Raw genomic sequence first — 21,596 nt, forward strand, 5'->3', positions numbered from 1 at the left:
ACCCCCAGGTCAACGTCGGCTACGACCAGTGGTGAGGATTCTCGAAAGGAGGAAGAGGGAACGGTTCGGGGGTGGTGCTCCGCCTCCGAACCCCGCCCCTTTCACCATAAGCGAGGAGTAGGGGCTTGCGGCAAGGCCCCCGCGACCGTGCACAATCGCTCGACGACCGACACCGGGAGGCGATCGATGGCAGATATGGCGGACACACCGGAACGGTTCCGGGTCCACGAGTCCGGGGCGTACTTTCACGGCACGAAGGCCGACCTCCGCGTCGGCGACTTCCTGACACCGGGCCACCGGTCGAACTACCGTCCGGAACACGTCTCGAACTACGTCTACATGACCAAGGTGCTGGACGGCGCGGTCCTTGCAGCCGAGATGGCGGTGGGCGACGGTCGCCCCCGGGTCTACGTCGTCGAACCACAGGACGACGCACATGACGATCCGAACGTCACCGACAAAAAGTTCCCCGGCAACCCGACCCACTCGTACCGGAGTGCACAACCGGTGCGGATCGTCGGCGAGATGACCGACTGGGTAGGCCATTCGCCGGATTACCTCCGGCAATTCCGCGCGGGGTTGGAGGCGCTTCGGCAGCGCGGCGACGCGGTCCTCTACGACTAGGTACGATAGCTCTCGTATGTTCCGCACGGAGGCACGCCGGGCGGTGTGAATGTGGAGAGAGGTGCGCGATGGCCGATGCCGACGGACACCCCGACGTCGACGAGTTCGACCTGTCCGCGGTGCTCCATGCACTGTCGGACACCAACCGGCGGAGTGTGATCGCGCAGCTGGCCGCCGAACCCCAGGGGGCCGAACAGTTCTGCAGCGTGTTCGGACTCCCCTGGGCGCCGTCCACGCGGACCCACCACTTCCGCGTCCTCCGCAAGGCCGGGCTGATCTGGCAGCGTGACGTCGGCAACGGCCGGATGACCAGACTGCGTCGCGACGACATGGACCGGGTCTTCCCGGGCCTGCTCGACGCGATCCTCGCCGCCGATACCGCGGACCGCGCGCCGGCCGGCTGAGGTTGCGGCACCTCCCCGGCCGCGCGTCAGGTCACCACGTGACCGGCAACGACACCGGGCGGTGCACCAGCACCCCGGTCTCGAACTCGACCTCGGCGGGATCGACGGCGAGCCGCAGTCCGGGGAACTCCGACGTCAGCCGGCGGAGCACCTCCACGATCTCCATCGGCGCCAGTGCCGCACCCATGCAGTGGTGCATGCCGTACCCGAACTGGAGGTGCCGCCGCCCCGAGCGCCGCACGTCGACCGTCCACGGATCCGGATACACCGCGGCATCCCGATTCGCCTCGTGCGCATCGGCATACACCACGTCACCCGGATACAGGACGCCGTGCTCGAGCCTCACCTCCGTGGTCGTCACCCGCGGGAAGGTCGAGATCCGGCCGAGCGGCAGCAGCCGCAACAGTTCCTCGGTGGCGGCCGGGATCTCGTCCGGGTTGTCGACCAGGTGGTTCCACAGCTCCGGGCGCGCCAGTGCCACGTAGGCGATCTTCGTCACCACCGACAGGATGTTCTGATCACCACCGACCAGCGATCCGAGCAGGATCGCCGCGTACTCACCGTCGGTGACCGGCGGCGACACCGTGTCACGCGCGGCGAGCAGGTCGCTGATCAGACCGGGCTCGACCGGCCGGCGTCCGGCGACCAGGTCGCCGATGTAGGTGTAGAGGGTCCAGAAGTCCTCCAGCAGCTGCGGTACGTCGGTGTCGTGCGCGAGCTGCATCTCCCGCGAGAGGTGGCGGAAGTAGGCGATGTCGGAGGCCGGGATGCCGAGGTAGTCGACGTTGACGCCGATGGTGAGCGGATCGAGCAGCGTACCCACCAGGTCGGCCCCACCCGCCGCATGCTGCGTCCGCAGGTCGGCGACCGCTGCGTCGAGCACTCGCTGGACACTCGGGATGCGGCGGGCGATGGTGGCAGCGCTGTACGCCGATGCCACGAAACCCTTCAGCCGGCCGTGATCGGGATGATCGAGGTTCAGCAACATCTCGGTCGGCATGATCGTCGGCAGGAAGGTCGGGCCGTCGTCGACGTTGGTCTCCGCCCGCGCGAAGGTGAGGTCGGTGAGGACCTTGTGGACGTCCGCGTAGGACGTCAGGTGTGCGGCCGCGTGCCCGCTCGGCAGACGAATCTGTTCGAGTCCGCCCGCCGTCCGTTCGTCGATGGCGGTGTACATCTGCGGCGGCGAGATGTTCGGGATCGCACGCAGGTCGAACCGGACGGATGTGTCTGTGGCGCTGGTCATCTCATATCTCCTTGTTCGGCGGGACGGTCGGTGGTGGCGGTCTCGGCGGTGCGGCTCTCCCGGCTGCGCACCACCACGATGGCGATGGTGACGACGACGAGCAGCGCGATCAGCACACCGACGGTGGTGACGAAGGCCGCGCGATAGACGTCCGGATGCCCGAACTGGCCGGCGGCGGTGTCGTCGGCCGCCGCCCCGGTGAGATGCGCGCCGACCACGGTGGAGAGGACCAGTGCATAGCCGGCGACGAACACCGCCTCGCTGCCGATCCGGAAGAAGTTCAGCAGGCCCGCCGCGGTTCCCGACCTCTGCGCCGGCACGACGGAGAGGGCGTGACCGTCGACCAGTCCGATCGGGAGACCGAAACCGAAGCCCAGCAGGATCATCGGGACGATGAGCCACGCGATCGATCGCTCCTCGGTGAGCAGCAGGACACCCACGTTGCCCAGCAGGAGGGCACCGAGGCTGAGGTAGACGACCACCCCGACGGTGAGCGCGCGGACGCGGGTGATCAACTGTGCCACCGCGAGCGGAGCCACCAGTACCGGGATCGTCATCGCCAGCATCACGAGACCCGAGGCGCCCGCGGACAGGTCTTTGATACCGCTGAACGCGGACGGCAGGTAGGTCAGGAGCGTCACGAACCCGATGGACCCGGCGACGGGAACAAGGCACATCGCCAGGAACTCCCGGTTGCGGAGCAACGACAAGTCCAGGATCGGTGCCTTGTCACCGGCGACCGGTCGCGCGGCCGGGAGCACCCGGGAGCCGACGGCGGCCGCCGCCAGGATCACCGCGTGCACGATGAACACCCCGCGCCAGCCCGCGAACGACACGAGCACACCCGAGATGGTCGGTCCAAGAGCGAGACCCAGGCCGTTCACCGTGCCGAAGATGGCGAATGCATGCGTGCGTCGGTCGCCCTCGAAGGCATTGGACAGCATCGAACTCGACCCCGTCAGGATCGCGGCAGCGCCGATGCCGGCGACCACCCGGGCGGCATCGAGGACGAGGAGTGTGGGGGCGGCGGCACTGAGGACGCTGCCGACGGTCACGAGAACCGCTCCCGCGGCGAATGTTGTGCGGTGGCCGATCCGGTCGCTCAGCGCGCCCCAGACAAGCGTCGCGAGTGCGAAGGCTACGTTGAACCCGTTGACGACCCATTGCAGTGCAGTGGGATTCGAGCCCAGATCACGTGAGATCAGCGGTAATGCGATCGCGGTGCCGGCGATCGCGGTCGGGGTGACGAACTGCGCCGCGAGGACGATCGGCAGCGTCCATCTACTGGGCGCCTCGGACTGCCCTTCGGCCGATGTGGCGGTGGCTGATGCGGTCTCGTCGGTGGTGGCCGACATGGGATCTCCCTTCGTTCGGTCATGTGGATCGATCGGGCGGCGTGCGACTAGCGGCATCGTAGCTACGATGTTATTAGTAGGTACCATCGCTGTCGTACGGGTGCAACAGGAGGACTCATCGAGATGGCCAGTTCCCAGAGTCGGACCGACGTCGTGATCGTCGGGGGTGGGCCGGTCGGAATGCTGCTGGCCGCCGAACTCGCACAGCAGGGCACCGCGGTGACGGTGTTCGAGACACGGACCGAGGTCGACGAACGGCCGCGGGCGGGTACGGTGCACGCGCGCTCGATCTCGCATCTCACGCGGCGCGGGTATCTGCCGTCTGTGCGCGCCGACGACATCGTCCGGAACGCGGGCATGACGCGGCGCACCCCATTCCAGTTCGCCGCCCAGCCGGTGCTCCCGATCACCGCACCGGCCGTCGAGGCCGCGCCGATCGCCGGCATCCCCCAGGCCCGCCTCGAAGCCGCGTTCGAGCACAGGGCCCGGATCAGCGGTGCGCGAATCCTGCGTGGCCACACCGTGACCGCCATCCGACACGGGGACGCGTCGGAGACGGTCGACGCCGTGGCCGAGCAGGCCGGCGACACGGTCACGATCGACGCGAACTGGGTGGTCGGGGCCGATGGCGCGCGTGGGCCGGTAGCCGCGGCCGGCGACTTCCCCACCCGCACGTACCCCGCCACGATGAGCGCGATCGCCGGGCTGGCGATCGCCCCGGGGTCCGACGCACCACCGCCCGGATGGCACCCGACCCCGTCCGGGTGGACACTGCACAACCCCAATCCCGGTGGGCCTGCCCGGATCATCGCGATGGACTTCTCGGGACCCGCGACCGTCCGGGACGTCCCCGGGACCGATGAGTATGTCGATCGCCTCGGTGCAGTTCTCGGCAGAACTGTTGAACTGCAGAAGATCTCGCACCTGACCCGGTTCAGTGACCACGGCCGGCTCCGGACCCGAATGCGTGACGGCCGGCTGTTGCTCGTCGGTGATGCCGCCCATGTCCATTACCCGCTCGGTGGACAGGGACTCAACACGGGGATGCAGGACGCCTTCACCCTCGGGTGGCGTCTCGCCCGGGTGAGCAGCGGTGCCGCAGACGACTCGATGCTCGACGACTGGTCGCGTTCGCGGGTCGGGGTGGCCGAGGCGGTCGTCGCCAACACCGTCCTGCAGTCGCGGATGATGGACCCGGCGAAGACCGACCTCCGCGATGCGGTGGTGACCATGCTGGCCGTGCCGGCGATCCACGACGCGGTCGCGGAGCTCATCAGCGGACAGTTCCAGGCCGGATTCCAGCACGACCTGGTGGTGACCGAGAACGACGGCACGGTCCACACGCTGGCCGAACTGCTCTCCGCGGGGCGGTATGTGGCGATTCGGCCGGACGTGAGTGCCCCGGTACCGGGAGCGGAGCGAGCGGGCCGGATCAGCACGGTACCGGGAGCGGAGCGAGCGGGCCGGATCAGCACGGTACCGGGAGCGGAGCGAGCGGTACCCGGGCCGGTGGTGGTCACGGGCAAGGTGACCCCCGAGCAGCCCTGGGTGAGTGCGCTGATCCGACCCGACGGTTACCTCGAGGCCGTCGGGTAGGTTCACGCCACCAGGCGTGCCGCGACCGCCGACCGGACATCCCGGACAGCCTGGGCCGCGTCCACGAAGCGGATCACGGTCCAGCCGGCTTCCCGTGCGGCCGCACAGTTCTCCTCGAGGTCGTCGAGGAGGATGCAGTCGGCGGGGTCGACGTCGTTGCGGCGGGCAGCGAGATCGAAGATCTCCGGATCCGGTTTGCGGACACCGACCTTGCAGGAGTCGACGAGGTCGGTGACCACATCGTCGAGCCCGACCATCGGCCGCCAGTACGCCTCCCACTCGACGACGTTGTTGCTGAGGATTCCGACTCGCAGACCCTCGTCGGCGAGTTCGATCGCGAGGTCGCGCACCGGCTCGTTGACGACGTGCCCGGTGAACCACTGTCTGCCGAAGTCGGGTTCGCTGCGGGACAGGTCGAGGTCCGGGTCCTCGGCCCGTAACGCCCGGTGCAACCGGGCGACCCAGTCGCGTTCGTCGAGCAGCGCCAACTCGATGGGCGCCAGCGGGGGCAGCCCGTATTCCTGCCCCACGACCGCGATCGCCCGCTTCAACGCGTCCGACGGGATGCCGGTGTTCTGCTCGTAGAGACCGAACAGGTCGTCGAGCGCCGGCGAGAGGACACCGCCGAAGTCGAACCACACGAACGGTCCCCGGCGGCCGGCCGTCTCCGTGTTTCTCGATGCTGCGGTCACTGGACCATCGTCCAGACGTCGACCGGGAGGAGTTTGAGATGCACCCAGCCGGTGGCGATCACGTCGCTGTCCTGGGTCAGTTCGATGTCGGCGAGTGCACCGCGACCGTCGTCGTCGGCTTCCACGGTGGACCGTGCGACGGTGTCGCGTTCGAACTCGCCGAACTTCGTGAACTCGATGCGCAACCGATGCATCACCATGCGGCTGGTGTCCAGGCCGAGCGTCGCGTTGGCCGCTGCCATCGCGACCTGTCGGGCGGCCTCGAACTGCAGCATGCCGGGCACGTGGTCCAGCGCATGATCGAACAACGACGGGTGGTTGGTGTCGATGATGGTGAGGGCGTTGAGTTGTGGGCCGGCCAGTTCGGGATTGGCGAGGATCGCGTTGCGCGGGTTGTGGCGCCCGACCGAGTTCGGGCGCATCCGGGCGACGTGACTCACCGGCGGGATGGTGTGCTCCGGCGGGAGGCCCAGGCTCTCACGTCCGCGTTTGCGGATCTTCTTCCACGCCGCCGACGGCATCCACTGGTAGGTCATCGCCTCGCGGGCGGCGACCCGTCCTTCGATGGAGGCGACCATCTCCAGTGTGAGACCGATGATCTGGCCTTCACGCAGCTTCTCGTGGACCACGTGCGCCTCGATCACGCAGTGTCCGGGGCAGGCACCGATCCGCAGGGTCTCCTCGTCGAGGATCTCGAAGTCGGCGGCCCCGAAGATGAACTTCTCTGATCGGTCGGCCCCCACGAAGGTGTGGGCGTAGTAGATCGCCACCTGGCGGAACACCTCGATCAGAAGGAGCGGGTCGTAGGTGGTCGCGGTGCCTCGGTGATCGCTGAAGTACGAGTGGTTGCGCGGTAGTTGCGCTGCGAAGGTCGCCCCGTCCGGTGTCTGTTGGGCGTCGGTAAGGAAGACCTCGGCGATGGATTCGCGATGGACGATGCCGCGCGGGATGTTGCGGTCGAACGACAGTTCTTCGAGTGTGATGGACACGTCGTGCCTTTCTGTTGTCGGACTGCTGGTTTCGGACGTCGTACTCGTGGTGGATCGGCTAGCCGGTGCGGACGGCGATGTCGTACGCCCAGCCGTTCACCGAGTTGCGGGGTGGATCGAACAGTGAGGTGAGCCCGTGGACCTCGGACGTCGCGGCGACGCTGTTGCGATCCGTGTAGAGCGGGATCGCGACGGCGTTGTCGAGGATGTATCCGGTGACCTTGTCGAACAACTCCTTTCGCGTGTTCTGATCGGTCGCGCGGGTGGCATCGAGCAGCCAGCGGTCGACCTGTGGATCGGCGAGCTTGGAGCCGCCGACGATGGAGCCGAGGGTGATCCCGTCGATCTGGCCGTAGGTCAGATCGGGTTTGGTGGACCCGAAGGCCCGGTTCAACTGCAGCGACAGGTCGAGACCGCCGACCTGCCGGGGGAACGCCTGATAATCGTTCTGCGCGAGGAGGTCATAGACCTGGGCGTTCTCGACGTACTTGAGTTCGACGTCCACGCCGAGGTTCTGACGGAGTTCGGCCTGCCATGCCTTGAGGACATCGTCCTGCGGGTAGGTCGGCGTCGTCGCGACGAGGCGGATGGTCAGCCGTTGCCCGGCGTCGTTGGTCCGGATGTCCCCGTCCTGGCCCGAGGTCCGCCATCCGGCTTCGTCGAGCAGCTTCTTCGCGAGAGGCAGATCGGCCGGTGCCGCGTCGTCGTACTTGGCGTCGAAGTACTTGCTGTCCGGGGAGATCAGGCTCCACGCACGCTCCTGACTACCCTTCGTGACCGACTCGACGAGCGACTCGAGGTCGACGCCACGACTGATCGCCCGCCGCACCCGCACGTCCCGGGTCGCGCCGTCGGTGACGTTGAGCATGATGACGGTCGTCGATGCGGCGGAACCGGTCTGGGCGTACTGGAAGCCGGACACGTCCTTGAACAGCGGGATGTCGGTGGCCTTCACCGTCCCGATCGCGTCGACCTCACCGCTGCGCAGCAGGCCGGCGCGCGTCGAGGCCTCCGGGACGTACTTGACCACGACGTCGTCGACGTGAGCCGGTCCCGTGTGACGCGCGGTCGCCGGACCCCATCGGTAGGCGGGATTCTTGCGGAAGTGGATCTCCTGGCCCTGCACGACCCGGTCCAGGATGAACGGTCCCGAGCCGATCATGTCCGCTCCGCTGGTCAGCGTGGCCTTGTCACCGCGCAGAGTGCTCGGCGCGACGATCGCGCCGCTCAGCCCGGCCAGGGTCGACAGCAGGTCGGCCCGCGGTTGGGACAGGGTGAGTCGCACCGTGGCGGGATCGACGACCACGACGTCGGACACGCTCGAGTACTGGAGGAGACCGTTGGTCGTCCACGACGGATAGTTCGGATCGCGCAGGGCGTCGAGATTCGCCTTGACGGCTGCGGCGTCGAGCTTCTCGCCGTTGGAGAAGGTGACCCCGTCGCGGAGGCGGAACTCGTAGGTTCGACCGTCCGGGGAGATCGTCCACGACGACGCCAGCCAGGGGTGGAAGTTCTCGTCGGCGTCCTCTGAGATGAGGCTGTCGTAGGTGTTGCGCAGCACCTGCGACGCGTCGAACGCCGACCCGTAGTGCGGGTTCAGGCCGCGTTCGGGGTACTTGTCGAGGGCGATGGTGAAGGTGCCGCCCGGTGCGGGCTCGCCCGACGGCGCCCCGCCGCCGCTGCCGGGTTCGGGGTCGGCCGCACAGGCGCCGACCACCAGCAGGCCGACGACCGTGGCAACGGTGACGATGAGTCGACGGAGTCTGTTGTGTATGAGGCTGTTTCGTGTCTGTCTGCTACGCACGGTCGGAACTCTTTCGGGCAGGGGCCGGATCGGCCGGGTCGGTGCGGTCGGCGGCCGACCGCAGGGTGGGGATGGAGTCGAGAAGCGCTCGGGTATGGGGGGAGGACGGTGACGCGAACACGTCGCGGGCAGGTCCCTGCTCGACGACGCGGCCGCGGTGCAGCACGAGCAGGCTGTGACACAGCTGCCGGACGACGGCGAGGTCGTGGGAGATGAACACCAGGGCCAGATCGCCGGTCTCGGCCAGTTCCCGCAGGAGTTCGAGGATCTGCGCCTGAACCGAGATGTCCAGTGCCGAGACCGGTTCGTCGCAGACGATCAGTCGTGGCCGGGCACCCACCGCGCGGGCGATGTTGACCCGCTGGCGTTGCCCGCCCGACAGCTCGCGCGGATGGCGTCCGGCGACGTCCGCGGGCAGGTGAACCGCGTCGAGCAGCCTTCGGACCTCGGCGGCACGGGATGCGGAGCCGGACCGCCCGGACGGGAGGCCGGCGGCATCGAGCGCCTCGGCGATGACCTCACCGACCAGGTACCGCGGATCGAATGACGCCACCGAATCCTGGGCCACCAGACCGATCTGGCCGATATGAGCCGCTGCGGGGTGCGGTGCACCGAGGAATCGGAGTTCCCCGGCGTCCGGACGGGTGAGACCGGTGAGCATCGACGCGATGGTCGACTTCCCGGACCCGGACTCGCCGACGACGCCGAGGACCTCCCCGGGCCGGACGTCGAACGAGACGTCCCCGACCGCCGTCACCGGCCGTCCGAGGACCCGGTAGGACTTGGTGAGCCCGGCCGCGGACACCACCGGGGTGCGATCGTCGGCCACGACCGGCGGTCTCGCCGAACCCCGTGGCACCGCGTCGATCAGGGCTCGTGTGTAGGGGGCACGCGGATCGTCGATGACCTGGCGTACGGGACCCGATTCGACGATGCGGCCCTCACGCATGACGAGCACCCGGTCGGCGACCGCCGACACCACGGCGAGATCGTGGCTGACGAGGATCACCGCGCGACCCGCCCGCGCCTGCGCCACGATCAGGTCGAGGACCTGTGCCTGGACGGTGACGTCGAGCGCTGTGGTGGGCTCGTCGGCGATCACGAGGTCGGGGTCGCCGGCGAGGGCGGCGGCGATCAGCGCACGCTGGCGCTGCCCGCCCGACAGCTGGAAGGACCGCTGCCTGCGCCTGACCTCCGGGACGTCGAGACCGACGGACCGGAGGAGATCGTCGACGCGGGCCGCGCGTTCGCGCCGGGACACCCTGGGACCGCTGGTCAGACCCTCGGCGACCTCACGCCCGATCGTCCGCAACGGGTCCAGCGCGGTCAGTGCGTCCTGCAGGATGAGGCCGACACCCACCCCGCGGAGGCGTCGCCAGTCCTTCTCGCCATGACCGGACACGTCCTCGCCGAGGACCTCGAAGCGGTCGGCGCGGACGTGTGCCGTGTCGCCGGCCAGACCGACGAGACTGCGTGTGGTGACCGACTTCCCGGAACCGGACTCACCGACGATGGCGAGGACCTCACCGCGGCGGATCTCGAGATCCACCCCGGTGACCACCTCGGGTCCGGCACCGAATGCGATGCGCAGGTTGGTGACCCGGACGAGCGCGTCGGTGACGACACCCTCGTTTGCCTCGGGCCGTGCCACGGTGAGCGTCATCGCGCGACCCTCCGCTCGAACCGGCGCTGTGCCGCGCGGCCGAGCACCGTCGTCGCGATGACGGTCGCGGTGACGGCCACACCGGGGAACAGCACCGACCACCACGCGATCCGGAGATCATCACGAGCCTCGGCCAGCAGCGCTCCCCACTCCGGCGTCGGGGGCTGGGGTCCGAAGCCGAGGAAACTCAGCGCCGCCGCGCCCAGGATCGAGGTCCCGAGCCCCAGGGTGACGAGGACGGGCAGTGTGCCGATCGCGTTGGGCAGCGTGTGTCGCAGCACGATTCGCCACCGCGATGGGGTGAGGAGACCGGCCTGGGCGACGAAGGCCGAGCGGTGCACGAGCGAGGTCTCGGCGCGCATCACGCGTGCATAGCGCGGTGCCGAGGCGATCCCGATGGCGACGATCAGGTTCGCGGTCCCCGATCCGGTCAGCGTGATCAGGACCAGGGCCAGCAGGATCTCCGGGAAGGCGCCGAGCAGGTCGAAGAACCGGGAGAGCACGGTGTCGACGACGCGGTTGCCGAGACCGGCGAGCAATCCGGCGGGCACGCCGATGGCCACGGCGAGCAGCGTCGCGGCGACACCGATGAAGAGCGAGAGTCGCGCGCCGTGGACCACACGGGTCCAGACGTCACGGCCGAGTTGATCGGTGCCGAACGGGTGGGTGAGCGACGGAGCCTGGTGAGAGATCGCCAGATCCGTGTGCAGGGGGTCGCCCGCCGCGAACACCGAGGGAACGGCAACCGCGAGGGCCAGCGCGACGAGAACGCCTCCGGCCGCCCACGTCCCGGCCGTGCCCGGCAGGGTCAGCGCGGGCCACCGTCGTTGCGACAGCGACAGACTCGTCATCGGACACCCTCCTTCAGTCGCGGGTCGATCCACACGTAGGTGAGGTCGATGAGGATGGTGACCGTCAGGTAGATCACCGCGGTCAGCAGGGCGACGCCGAGGACGACCGGGAGGTCGGAGTAGGTGACCGCCTCGACGGTGACGGTGCCGAGTCCGGTACGCCCGAAGACCTCCTCGACGACGACGGTGCCGGTCAGGAGTCCGCTGACGGCCCAGCCCGCCAAGGTTGCGGCAGGCAGCAGCGAGTGCCGCAGTCCATGGGTCAGTCGCAGGCGGGTCGCAGAGATCCCGCGGGCGCGGGCCGTCACCGCGAACGGTTGCTCCAGCGCGCGTTCCACGCCGCCCCGCATCACCTGCGACAGCACGGCCGCGATGGGGAGTGCCAGGGTCAGCGCGGGCAGGATCAGGCGCTGGAGCTCGGTGCCCGAGGTGACCGGCAGTACTCGCAGGGTGAAGGCGAACACCCAGATGAGGATGAGACCGACCCAGAAGGCCGGCGCCGACGCGACGGCGAGCTCCACGCCGCTGATCGTGCGCGAGAACCAGTTTCGCCGACCCGCAGTGAGTACCGCGAGCGTCGGGGCGATGAGCACGACGAACAGGAGGGCGAGGCCGGCGAGCTGCGCGGTCGCCGCGAGCTGTTCGCCGAACAGGACGTCGGTGACGGCCTCGCCGCGGACGTAGGAGTAGCCGAGGTCGCCGTGCAGCACGTCGCCGAGGTAATCGACGTACTGCACAGCCAGGGGTCGGTCGAGACCCCATTCCTGCTCGACCTGAGCCCGGAGGTCGGGGTTGCTCGATTCGCCCATCACCGCGGTGACCGGATCACCGGGCGCGAGGTGGATGGCGAGGAAGGCGAGAGTGGCCGCGGCCCAGATGGTTACGAGTGCGGACACCGCGATCGCGAGCACCCGCCGCGGGGCCGAGCGTCGTCCCGGTGCAGTGATCGGGACCGGTGCGGCGCCTGCCGAGCCGGTCGGGGCCGTAAGGGTGGGCGCGTCGGTGACGAGCCTCCCCGCCGTGTTGTCGGCGTCGGAGAGGCCCCGCGTCGCGGTCATCGCTCGATCGGGGTGCCCACGATGCTCCCCCACTCGGTCCACGACCCGTCGTACACACGCACACGGGGGTCGGAGAGGATGTCGGTCACCACGAGCCACCCCAGCGCTGCGCGATGCGAGAGTCGGCAGTAGAAAACGAGTTCCGTGGCGTCGGCGGCGTCGAGGCCGGCGACCCGGCGGCGCAGTGCGTCGGCGGGCAGCACCCGGCCGGCGTCGTCGAGCAGTTCGTTCACGTGCAACGGACGCGCACCGGGGATGTGACCGTGCCGCTGCGCCCCGTGATCGATCGGCTCGGTGTCCGGCGCGACCCGCTCGCCCGCGTACTCCTCGGGCGTGCGCAGGTCGACGATCACGGACTCGGAGTCGATCGCCCGCCGTACCCCGTCCCGGTCGATCACCGCCGACGACAACGGCGTCACCAGCGGGAGCGCCGACGCGGGCGTTCGCCGCTCGACGGTCGGGGAGGTGCCCGTCGGTGACCCGTGTCCGAGTTCCCACGCGGGAAGGCCCCCGTCGAGGTAGCGCAGCTCACCGCCGACACCGACGACGCGCGCCACCCAGATGGCGTAGGCCGCGAATTGCGCTGGGCGCCCTGCGAAGACCACGATCCGGTCCTCGCCCGCACCCAGCACTCGCAGCCGCTCCGCGAGGTCCGCGGGGTCGGCGAACCGACGGCTGGTCTCGTGCCACAGGAGGCGCTTCCAGAACACGGAACGCGCGCCGGGGATGACTCCCGGGCCGTCGACATGATCTGGATCGTCGGTGACCTCGATGACGACGACGTCCGGGTCCGGCAGACGACGCGCGAGCCAGTCGACGCCGACGAAGGCGGAGGCCTCCGGGTGGGGCGACTCCGAGGCGACAGCGCTCGGATCGACGGTGTCCACAACGTTGGTCACAGGACCTCCTTCCTCAGTTCGGGGCCCGGGAAGTCGGGCAGATGAAACATAAGCAGCCGACCCGGCATTGGTGAATACAAAAATCACGTCGGTCCGAATTATGTTCTCAACCCGGCTTGATCACATAACTTCTCCCAAGCCGATCCACCGACTCCCGCCCCTGATGCGAAGGACAGCCACCGATGCCCGACCGCCGCGACGATCTCGTGTGTTCCGCCTCCGAACTGGTGCGCCGACGCCCACCCGGGCTCGTGCTGCTCGACGTCCGTGTCGATGCCGGCGGCCTCTCGGACCGCGAGAACTACTTGCGCGGCCACCTCCCGCACGCCCACTTCGTCGACATCGACGCGGACCTCGCCGGGGAGGTCACGGCGGCGTCCGGTGCGCGGCCGTTGCCCGAGCCCGCGGCGCTGACGCACTCCCTGCGCCGGTGGGGGCTGACCGACGACAGCCCGGTCGTCGTCTACGACGACTCGAGATCCACCGCGGCGGCACGCGCCTGGTGGGTGCTGCGCTGGGCCGGGCTGTCCGACGTCCGGGTCCTCGACGGCGGCCTCCGTGCGTGGATTGCTGCCCACGGTCCGATCGCGATCGGTGAGGAACCACAAGGCAACGGGGACATCGAGGTCACCGGTGGTTCGATGCCGGTGGTGGACACCGACGACGTGGCCCGGTTGGTACGCTCCGGCGTCGTCCTCGACGCCCGCCCCGAGGCCGACCACCTCGGTCACGGCCACATCCCGGGTGCTGTCGCCGCCCCCGTCTTCGACGACCTCGACGCCCACGGCCGACTCCGCGACCACGCCGACCTGGAGGCGCGCTACCGCGCGTTCGGGGTCACCGATCCCGGGATCGAATCCGCCTCCTACTGCGGCAGTGGCGTCGCCGCCGCCCTGCAGGTCCTGGTCCTCGAGTCCCTGGGTGTCCGGGCTGCGCTCTATCCGGGCTCGTTCTCGCAGTGGTCCGCCGATCCGGCGCGCCTCGTGATCCGTGGGGCGCTCGCCGGGGCCCCGACCTCGGTCCGTCTCGGAGGTATCGCGTGAGTGCGGACCGCCAGGTCATCCTGAACGCCAACCTGATTCCGGGGGGGACCATCGGCAGTCCGTGGCGGCGTGCCGCACCCGACGGCGGGCACTTCGTCACCATCGAGCACTACGTCGACGTCGCACGGGTGGCCGAAACCGGCCTGCTGGACGCGGTCTTCTTGGCCGACTCTCCCGACCTGCAGGCCAAGGACTGGAACTCCCCCAGCCGTCTGCTCGACCCGTTCATCGCGCAGGCGGTCCTGGCGGCGCACACCGAACGGATCGGGCTCGTCGTCACCGCGACGACGTCGTACAGCGACCCGTACAACCTGGCCCGGCAGTTCGCCTCACTCGACGCGGTCTACCACGGGCGCACCGGTTGGAACGTGGTCGTGACCGGCGGGGATGCGGCTGCCCGGAACCACTCGCTCGACGCGGCCCTGCCCAAGCAGCAGCGGTACGAGCGGGCTGCGGAGTTCCTCGAGGTCGTCACCGCACTGTGGGATTCGTGGGAACCGGGTGCACTGGTCGCCGATCGGGGTTCCGGCCGATATCTCGACCCCGCGCGGATCCACCCGATCGACCACAAGGGCGCGCACTTCCGGGTCGAGGGGCCGTTCAAGGCACCACCGCTGAGCGACGGCCGGCCGGTGCTGATCCAGGCCGGCGCGTCCACACACGGCGTCGAACTGGGTGCCCGCACCGCGGACGCGATCTACTCCGCTCACACCGATCTCGAGTCGGCGCAGCGCCGGCGCGGGGAGATCCGGCGACTCGCCGCCGACGCCGGGCGTGACCCCGACACCGTCAAGCTGCTGCCCGGTCTGATCATCGTGCTGGCCGACACCGAGGAGGGTGCGCGCCGACGGGAGCGCGAACTCACCGATCTGATCCCCGACCACGTGCAGATCGCGAATCTGGCCGCCCGTCTGGACATGCACGCCGATGATCTCGATCTCGACGCGCCGATCCCATGGGACAAGATCCCGACCGAGGCCGAGGTTCCCGGGTCACGAGGCCAGCGGGCGGTCTTCCTGGAGTTCGTCCGGCGCCGTGGTCTCGACACCCGCGGCGCCGCCCGCCTCCTCGCCGCCGGCGGCGTCCACGTGACGGTGGTCGGGACACCGGAGCAGGTGGCCGATCACATCGAGACCTGGTTCCGCTCCGGTGCCTGCGACGGATTCAACGTCATGATGGACGAATTGCCGTCCGGACTGGAACTGTTCGTCGACACGGTGGTACCGATACTGCAGCGGCGCGGGCTCTTCCGCACCGAGTACGCGACCACCACGCTTCGAGGACACTACGGCCTGTGAGTACCCACCCGTGACAGCCAGGACGGTCATCGCGCCACGTTCCTCGCTGTTCGTCCAGGTCCGTACCGGCCCGCCGACCGGCTCGGTCTACCGGTCGGCCATCGACCTGGCCGTCGAGGCCGAGCGCCTGGGATTCCACACGATCTGGTTCGCCACGCGCCATTTCGGCGCCCACTCGGCGGCACTTCCGACGCCGTTTCCCCTGCTCGCCGCAGTGGCCCAGCGCACCAGCCGGATCCGGGTGGGCAGTGGCGTCGTCGCATTGCCCTTCGAGAACCCGGTGCGGCTCGTCGAGGACGCGGCGGTCACCGACGAGTTGAGCGACGGCCGTCTCGAACTCGGCATCGGCAAGGGCCTCGGCTTCGGCCTGTCGGCGACCACGTATGCCGGTTTCGGTCTCGCACAGGATGATCGGGAGGCGCTCTACGCCTCGCGGCGAGAGGCGCTGCACCGGCTGCTCGAGACCGGCCGGGTGGCGCCCGGGGTGCCCGTACATCCGGACCCCCGGTCGCTGCGAGCGCGGGTATGGCAGTCCACGGGTGACCAGGAGACCGCACGGCACGCCGCACGCTCCGGCGACGGCCTGTTGGCACACACCGCTTCCGAATCGGCCGGCCCCGGCGGCGCCGACGAGTTGATCGACGCCTACCTCGACGCGTTCCGGCCCGACGGCCCGGGGCACCCGTCACCGCGGGTCGGTGGCACGATCGCCGTTGTTCCCGGGGAGACCGACACCGATGCTCGGGACATCTTCGACCTCGACATCGCCACGAGTCCGGCCTATTACGCCGACAAACTCGACGATCGTGATGCGGCGACCTACCGCGCCGATCTCGCCATCCACTGCGGGGACGTCAGCACGGTGGTCGACGCGTTACGCGACAGTCCGCTGGTCACGCGATCCACGGACTGGCTGTTCCATGTCCCGCTCGCGCTCGACCACGCCCGGCACGGGGAGTGCATGGCGCGGATTGCCACGCAGATCGTCCCGGCACTGTCGGTCGCGCGCACGGGGCGGGTCTGAGATCGCACTGCCGACAGTCGTTTCGAGGCACTTTCAGTCGAGGAATTCGCGGTGCACGGCGCCCGCGACGGCCGCGACGGCATCCGCGAGCTCCGCGATCGCGCCCGGATCGTCGGGCAGTTGCGGCACCGCGATCCGCAACAGGCCGTGACCCAACGGGTCGACGAAGGATCGCGCTCCGGAACCGACGTGAATCCCGCGGCGCGCCAACTCGATCTGGGCGCCGGTCTCGTCGCGCACCTCGGCCCACAACACCAGGCTGTTCGGACCCGAGCGGGCACGAACCCCGCGTGCGGTCAACTCGGCGAGCAGCGCCTCGCGACGGTTCCGATAGCGCGTGCGTGCGGTCTCGATGACGGTGTCGGTCTCCGGATCGGCGATCAGATGCGCGAGGGCGTTCTGCAGGATGCGGCTGTTGGCCGCGATGCCGTGGACGCGGAGCCGGATCGCCCGGTTGATCAGTTCATCGCTGCCGCCGATGACGCAGGTCTTGATGTCCATGCCGAAAGCCTTGCAATAGCTGCGGACACGCACGGTCCGCTCGGGGAAGTGCTCACCGAGTGATGGCGCCTGGGCGTCGGCGAGCGGACCCACGGCGTCGTCCTCGACGATCCACGGGCCGCGGTCCGTGTCGGCCATGATCGCGACCAGTTCCGACCGACGGTCCGCGGTGAGGGTCCCGCCCGCCGCATAACCGCCCTCGGGTTGCAGGACGATCACGGCGGGGTCGGTGTCCAGCGCGGCGGAGAAGGACTCTGGGCGAGCACCGGACTCGTCCGACGCGATCCCGACCACGCGGTATCCCACCTCGGCGAGCGTGTCGAGGAAGCCGGGCATCACCGGCTCCTCGACGGCGACCACCGAGCCCGGCGGTGCCGCCGCCTCGACCGCCAGCAACAGACCCTCCGACCCGCCGCCCGCGGCGACGAACGATGCCGCCTCGAATGGCCAGTCCCCCACCACCGCATCGTGGAGTCGGCTCGTGATGTATTCGCGCCCCGGATGATTGAGATGATCGGATCGAAGTCCGGCCGACAGCGCACGCGCGAGATCGGGCTGCAGTGCGTAGTCGGGGCTACCGGTGAGCAGATCACGGTCGGCCCAGGACGGAGTCGCCGCGGCGGAGTTCACGACCACCGTGCCACCTCGGCGGTTCGTCTCGATCAGCCCCTCCCGCCGCAATTCACCCCAGGCCGACACGATCGATCGTGTGCTCAACCCCGATCGGTGTGTCAGTTCACGGATGGTCGGGAGGCGGGTGCCGACGGCCAGCTTGCCGTCCCGGATCAGGCGTGCGGTGACGTCGCGGACCTGGTCGGACGTCCGGGAGCCGTTCGCCGACAGTGAGGACACCAACAGATCCGTGCCATCAGTCACCGTCATCGGTCCACCGCGGAGCTCACGAGGACAGTATGCCCGTTATGTGATCATTGGTCGAGAGTTTGGTTGCATCGGGACGAAAACATAGCGAACCGGAATGCCGTGTCCCTCGTACCGGGGTTTGACTTCAGCCGCACTTGAAGTTGCAGCCTGTCCTCGTGATCGCAACAGTCTTCGACCGCCACGGCCCACCCGACGTCTTACGTCTCGCCGAACTGCCCGACCCCGAACCCGACGTCGGGGAGGTCCGCGTCCGCGTTCGGGCAGCGGGGGTGCAGCCGTTCGATCTCGCGGTGCGCAAGGGCACGATGCCCTGGGTGACCCCGGTGTTTCCCCAGCAGATCGGCCAGGAGTTCTCGGGGGTCGTCGACCTCGTCGGAGATGGGGTCACCTCGGTGGCACCTGGAGACGCGGTGCTCGGCTCGACGATGCTGCGTGGTCAGGCATCGATGGTGGTCACGTCGGCCGACACGCTGGTCCCCAAGCCCGCCGACCTGGACTTCGCCACCGCCGCGGGGCTGGTGGCCGCCGGGCAGACGGCGACCGGGGCCTTGGAAGAGCTCGGCGTCGAGCCGGGCGACGTGCTCCTGATACATGCTGCCGCGGGTTCGGTGGGAACCCTTGCGGTGCAACTCGCACGACTACTCGGCGCCACCGTCATCGGGACCGCGAGCGCGGGCAATCACGAGTATCTCCGCGACCTCGGTGCGATCCCCGTGGCCTACGGGCCCGGCCTCGTCGACGAGATCCGGGCCACCGGCCTCATACCGTCGGTGGCGCTCGACGCCGCGGGACGCGGGGCAGTCTCCGCGTCCGTGGAACTCGGAATCGATCGAGCCCGGATCGGCACCATCGTCGACGACGAGTCCGCGGCCGCGCTCGGCACGCGGGTGGTTCGGGCGCCGCGAGATCCGGCGCGCCTGGCCCGGGTGGTGGATCTGGCCGGTCAGGGCCTTCTGACGATGCCGATCAGGACCTATTCGCTGTCGGACGTCGTCGCGGCACATGCTGCGGTCGAGACCGGCCACGGACGAGGGAAAGTGGTGGTGACGATCGACGACTGAGCGCGGCCACACACACCTCCGGACCGCGCTGTTCTGCACGTCTCGGCTGAGACCGCTCCCGCGCCCGTCGGACCTATAGCCGAGGTCACCGATATCCGGCCGCACGCAGGGCGGCGAGCAGTTCCGACCGGGATCCGGCGTCGAGCCGGCGCCGGATCCGGGCGACGTGATGCTCGACGGTCTTCGCCGAGATGTACAGTCGCTCACCGATTTCCCGGTGGGTCAATCCTTGCAGCAGTTCGTGCGCGACCTCTGCCTCACGCTCGGTGAGCGGCCCGCCGGCCGGCGGAGTGCGGTGCCGGTCCTCGCCGGCCGATCGCGCGGTGTCAAGGAGGCCGGCCGCGGTCGACGGATCGTCGGCACGCAGAGCGGCCATACCCGCCAACCGGGCTGCCTCCCAGTGCAACCCGACACTGCGCAGCGCGTCGACGGACCCGGGGACCTCGTCCGCGGCGGTCTCGGCGCCGGCGTCGGTGCCATCGAGGGTCAGAGACACCCAGGCGTGGGCACTCCTCGCCAGCAGTCGGGCCGTCCGGTCCTGCGCAGCCGCGCGGTCCAGACGCGCCAACCGGTGCGCCACGGCGGAGTCATCACGTGCGATGGCCGCGGCCTGTACCCCCGCGAAGTCCCAGGACGCCGACCACGCCGGGGGGTTGTCGAGAGCCGCAAGCAACCTGTCGGCCGCGTCGACATATCGGGTGATCGCCGGCACCTGCTCGAGACACGCTGCGCCGATCCAGAACTCGCCGAGCGAACGCAGCAGATAGAGGTCCACCTCCGTGGCGGCGAGCAGCGGCAATCCGTGCTGCCACGCCGCGGTCAGCGCCGGGATGTCACCCTGGCGTCGGGCCAGTCCCAGCCGGATCGCCTGCCACCGAAGCCGATCGGACATCGCCACCGGATCGTCCGACGGCAACAGACGTGCGGTTGCCTCGAGATCACCGGCCGTCAGCGCGATCTCGGCGTCGATGAGAGCTCGCCCCGACTCCGGTGCTGCCGTCCGGATCGTCTGCGCGGCAGCGATGTCACCGTGGTTGAGCATCATCGCGACGGCCGCCTGCAGGATCCGGATCGCGTACGGCCCCCGTGACGCGGACCCCCCGGCGGAGAGGCCACGGATCACGGAGTCCACCGCATCACCGGCGATCGTGTCACCCGCTTCTCCGACGGTGGCCAGCAAGCCGCGGACCACCATCGACCGAGCGGCCCGACTCGCCACCGGCGCGCGGCCGCGGTCCGCCCCGGCGATGGCGGTGACCGCCGCGCGGTCGCCGACTGCGAGCAGCGAGACCGCGGCCGAAAGGGACTGCGTACTCGTCGGATTCGATCCGAGCCAGCGATACAGGTCGGCGGCGTGTGAGGCGAGACCGCGATGCGCGGCGACAGTGGCGGCGAGTTCCACCCACTCCTGCACCCCGGGGTCGGTCGGGCCGGCCGCCTCCAGCCGCTGATCGGCGACGGCGCCCGCACCGTCGAGGTCACCCGACGACAGGGCACGCTGCGCCATCAGCAGCCGGACGTCATCGCGTCCCGGCTCCACCCGATCGGCGGCCCGGAGGAGGACCACCGCCCGCGCAGCGGTCGCGTCGGCAGCACCGGCCAGCAACGCGTCGACGATGCGTGGGTCGTCGACGCCCGCCTCGGCCGCGAGCAGGGCGGTGTCGGGGGTGAGTTCGGCCGCGCGTAGACCGGCTGCCACGGAGTTGTGCCGGAGCTCGTCGATCCGCCGGTCGCCCAGCACATCCCGCAGCGGCCCGGCGGCCGCCGAGACGAAGACGTCCGATCCGCGCAGCAGGCCACACCCTCGTGCCCGATCGATGGCCCCGGCCGCGTCGGCCCGGTCGACGCCGGTCGCATCGGCGACGCTGTCGGGGTCGAGTGGTGCCCGGACCGAGGCGAGGGCCAGCACCGCCAGCGTCAGCGGATCGAGCCCGCGCAGCAGCCGGTGATGCCATTCGCGGGCAACCTGATCGACGATCGCGATCACGTCGGCCGCAGGCTCGCCGACGATCTGCGGGACGCCGCCCGCCGCGTTCCGGATCGCCGCGAGCGCGGTGTCGACGAGTACTTGCGCACCACCACAGCGTCGACGGATCTGCGACGCCATGGTCGGCTCGAGCGTGATTCCCGCGCGGGCCGAGCGGGTCAGGACATCAGCGGTGCCCAACGCCTCCAGTTCGAGCACGGCGCCGTAGGGCCGGGCGCGGTCGCGGAGTAGGCGGACGTTCGGGTCCAGTTCCCGCGGTTCGGTCGTGGCGATCAGCCCGATCGTCCCGGCGTCGAGCATGCCCAACGTGGTCGCGATCACGGGAGCGGGCCACAAGTGCATGTCGTCGGCGAGGACGAACACGGGGCCGGTCTCGCCGCCCGCCGGCAGGCCGACACTCACCGGCAGGCCCCGCCGCCGAAGCTGCTCGTGCACGGCGCCCAGCAGCGCCGACCGGCCGCTGCCCGGGGTGCCGACGGCGACGGCACACAGCGGATGGCCCCGGTGCGCACGGTCGACGATGCTCGTCACCCACGACGTGGTGCGCGACACGGGGGGCGAGGGGTCCGGTCGGTCGCCGATCGTCGAGACCGATGTCGTCGGCGTCATCGAACAGTCC

Annotated in this window: 18 protein-coding genes; 7 read left to right on the forward strand and 11 right to left on the reverse strand. The window is 69.7% G+C overall.

Annotation, left to right across the window (positions count from 1 at the left end):
* The first annotated feature begins 186 nt into the window (after positions 1–186).
* The gene (gene arr, locus AMD30_RS21695) at positions 187–624 is read left to right on the forward strand and encodes an NAD(+)--rifampin ADP-ribosyltransferase (protein WP_084817345.1); all 438 of its coding nucleotides are present in this window, start codon (positions 187–189) and stop codon (positions 622–624) included.
* Positions 625–692: 68 nt separating this feature from the next.
* Positions 693–1,028, forward strand: coding sequence for an ArsR/SmtB family transcription factor (locus tag AMD30_RS21700; protein ID WP_055477060.1), 336 nt, complete (start codon positions 693–695; stop codon positions 1,026–1,028).
* Between the two features lie 31 nt (positions 1,029–1,059).
* Here AMD30_RS21700 and AMD30_RS21705 read toward each other — a convergent pair whose 3' ends face one another.
* Together AMD30_RS21705 and AMD30_RS21710 are read right to left on the reverse strand one after the other, a co-directional pair.
* The gene (locus tag AMD30_RS21705) at positions 1,060–2,274 is read right to left on the reverse strand and encodes a cytochrome P450 (RefSeq protein WP_055477061.1); all 1,215 of its coding nucleotides are present in this window, start codon (positions 2,272–2,274) and stop codon (positions 1,060–1,062) included.
* On the reverse strand, positions 2,271–3,629 hold the full coding sequence (locus tag AMD30_RS21710) for an MFS transporter (protein ID WP_084817346.1): 1,359 nt from the start codon (positions 3,627–3,629) through the stop codon (positions 2,271–2,273). The genes AMD30_RS21705 and AMD30_RS21710 overlap by 4 nt, the downstream gene beginning before the upstream one ends.
* A 123-nt stretch (positions 3,630–3,752) precedes the next feature.
* Between AMD30_RS21710 and AMD30_RS21715 the strand changes: the two genes are divergently transcribed.
* The gene (locus AMD30_RS21715) at positions 3,753–5,225 is read left to right on the forward strand and encodes an FAD-dependent monooxygenase (RefSeq protein ID WP_055477062.1); all 1,473 of its coding nucleotides are present in this window, start codon (positions 3,753–3,755) and stop codon (positions 5,223–5,225) included.
* A gap of 2 nt (positions 5,226–5,227) precedes the next feature.
* On the opposite strand, the gene AMD30_RS21720 is transcribed toward AMD30_RS21715, so the two are convergent.
* The 7 genes from AMD30_RS21720 to AMD30_RS21750 are packed head-to-tail and all read right to left on the reverse strand — an operon-like array spanning position 5,228 to position 13,181.
* Positions 5,228–5,917 carry an HAD family hydrolase gene (locus AMD30_RS21720; protein WP_055477063.1) on the reverse strand — a complete coding sequence of 230 codons (690 nt, stop codon included), beginning with the start codon at positions 5,915–5,917 and terminating at the stop codon, positions 5,228–5,230.
* Complete coding sequence (locus AMD30_RS21725; protein ID WP_055477064.1) at positions 5,914–6,906, reverse strand: AfsA-related hotdog domain-containing protein; 993 nt, start codon at positions 6,904–6,906, stop codon at positions 5,914–5,916. Before AMD30_RS21725 ends, AMD30_RS21720 begins: the two co-directional genes overlap by 4 nt.
* A gap of 58 nt (positions 6,907–6,964) precedes the next feature.
* Positions 6,965–8,710: an ABC transporter substrate-binding protein gene (locus AMD30_RS21730; protein WP_055477065.1), complete on the reverse strand. Its 1,746-nt coding sequence runs from the start codon at positions 8,708–8,710 to the stop codon at positions 6,965–6,967.
* Positions 8,703–10,373, reverse strand: a complete 1,671-nt coding sequence (locus AMD30_RS21735) for an ATP-binding cassette domain-containing protein (RefSeq protein WP_055477066.1) — start codon at positions 10,371–10,373, stop codon at positions 8,703–8,705. Before AMD30_RS21735 ends, AMD30_RS21730 begins: the two co-directional genes overlap by 8 nt.
* A complete protein-coding gene (locus AMD30_RS21740) occupies positions 10,370–11,224 on the reverse strand; it encodes an ABC transporter permease (protein ID WP_055477067.1) in 855 nt (284 codons plus the stop codon). Before AMD30_RS21740 ends, AMD30_RS21735 begins: the two co-directional genes overlap by 4 nt.
* Entirely contained in the window at positions 11,221–12,282 is a 1,062-nt protein-coding gene (locus AMD30_RS21745) for an ABC transporter permease (RefSeq protein ID WP_055477068.1), read from the reverse strand. The genes AMD30_RS21740 and AMD30_RS21745 overlap by 4 nt, the downstream gene beginning before the upstream one ends.
* The gene (locus AMD30_RS21750) at positions 12,279–13,181 is read right to left on the reverse strand and encodes a sulfurtransferase (protein ID WP_055477069.1); all 903 of its coding nucleotides are present in this window, start codon (positions 13,179–13,181) and stop codon (positions 12,279–12,281) included. The genes AMD30_RS21745 and AMD30_RS21750 overlap by 4 nt, the downstream gene beginning before the upstream one ends.
* A gap of 182 nt (positions 13,182–13,363) precedes the next feature.
* Between AMD30_RS21750 and AMD30_RS21755 the strand changes: the two genes are divergently transcribed.
* Genes AMD30_RS21755 through AMD30_RS21765 form a run of 3 tightly spaced genes read left to right on the forward strand, consistent with a single transcriptional unit; the run spans position 13,364 to position 16,546 of the window.
* The gene (locus tag AMD30_RS21755) at positions 13,364–14,224 is read left to right on the forward strand and encodes a sulfurtransferase (protein ID WP_055477070.1); all 861 of its coding nucleotides are present in this window, start codon (positions 13,364–13,366) and stop codon (positions 14,222–14,224) included.
* The gene (locus tag AMD30_RS21760; protein ID WP_055477071.1) at positions 14,221–15,522 is read left to right on the forward strand and encodes an NtaA/DmoA family FMN-dependent monooxygenase; all 1,302 of its coding nucleotides are present in this window, start codon (positions 14,221–14,223) and stop codon (positions 15,520–15,522) included. The genes AMD30_RS21755 and AMD30_RS21760 overlap by 4 nt, the downstream gene beginning before the upstream one ends.
* 10 nt (positions 15,523–15,532) lie before the next feature.
* Positions 15,533–16,546 (forward strand): LLM class flavin-dependent oxidoreductase, encoded by a 1,014-nt coding sequence (locus tag AMD30_RS21765; protein ID WP_055477072.1) that lies wholly within the window; start codon positions 15,533–15,535, stop codon positions 16,544–16,546.
* Positions 16,547–16,579: 33 nt separating this feature from the next.
* Here AMD30_RS21765 and AMD30_RS21770 read toward each other — a convergent pair whose 3' ends face one another.
* Positions 16,580–17,929 (reverse strand): aminotransferase class I/II-fold pyridoxal phosphate-dependent enzyme, encoded by a 1,350-nt coding sequence (locus AMD30_RS21770; RefSeq protein WP_055477073.1) that lies wholly within the window; start codon positions 17,927–17,929, stop codon positions 16,580–16,582.
* Between the two features lie 155 nt (positions 17,930–18,084).
* On the opposite strand from AMD30_RS21770, the gene AMD30_RS21775 reads away from it, so the two are divergent.
* Positions 18,085–18,990: an NADP-dependent oxidoreductase gene (locus AMD30_RS21775; RefSeq protein WP_055477074.1), complete on the forward strand. Its 906-nt coding sequence runs from the start codon at positions 18,085–18,087 to the stop codon at positions 18,988–18,990.
* An 85-nt stretch (positions 18,991–19,075) separates the two neighbouring features.
* On the opposite strand, the gene AMD30_RS21780 is transcribed toward AMD30_RS21775, so the two are convergent.
* A complete protein-coding gene (locus tag AMD30_RS21780) occupies positions 19,076–21,586 on the reverse strand; it encodes a LuxR C-terminal-related transcriptional regulator (protein WP_055477076.1) in 2,511 nt (836 codons plus the stop codon).
* Between the last annotated feature and the right edge of the window lie 10 nt (positions 21,587–21,596).

This window comes from Gordonia sp. HS-NH1, assembly GCF_001418765.1.
Classification (GTDB): domain Bacteria; phylum Actinomycetota; class Actinomycetes; order Mycobacteriales; family Mycobacteriaceae; genus Gordonia.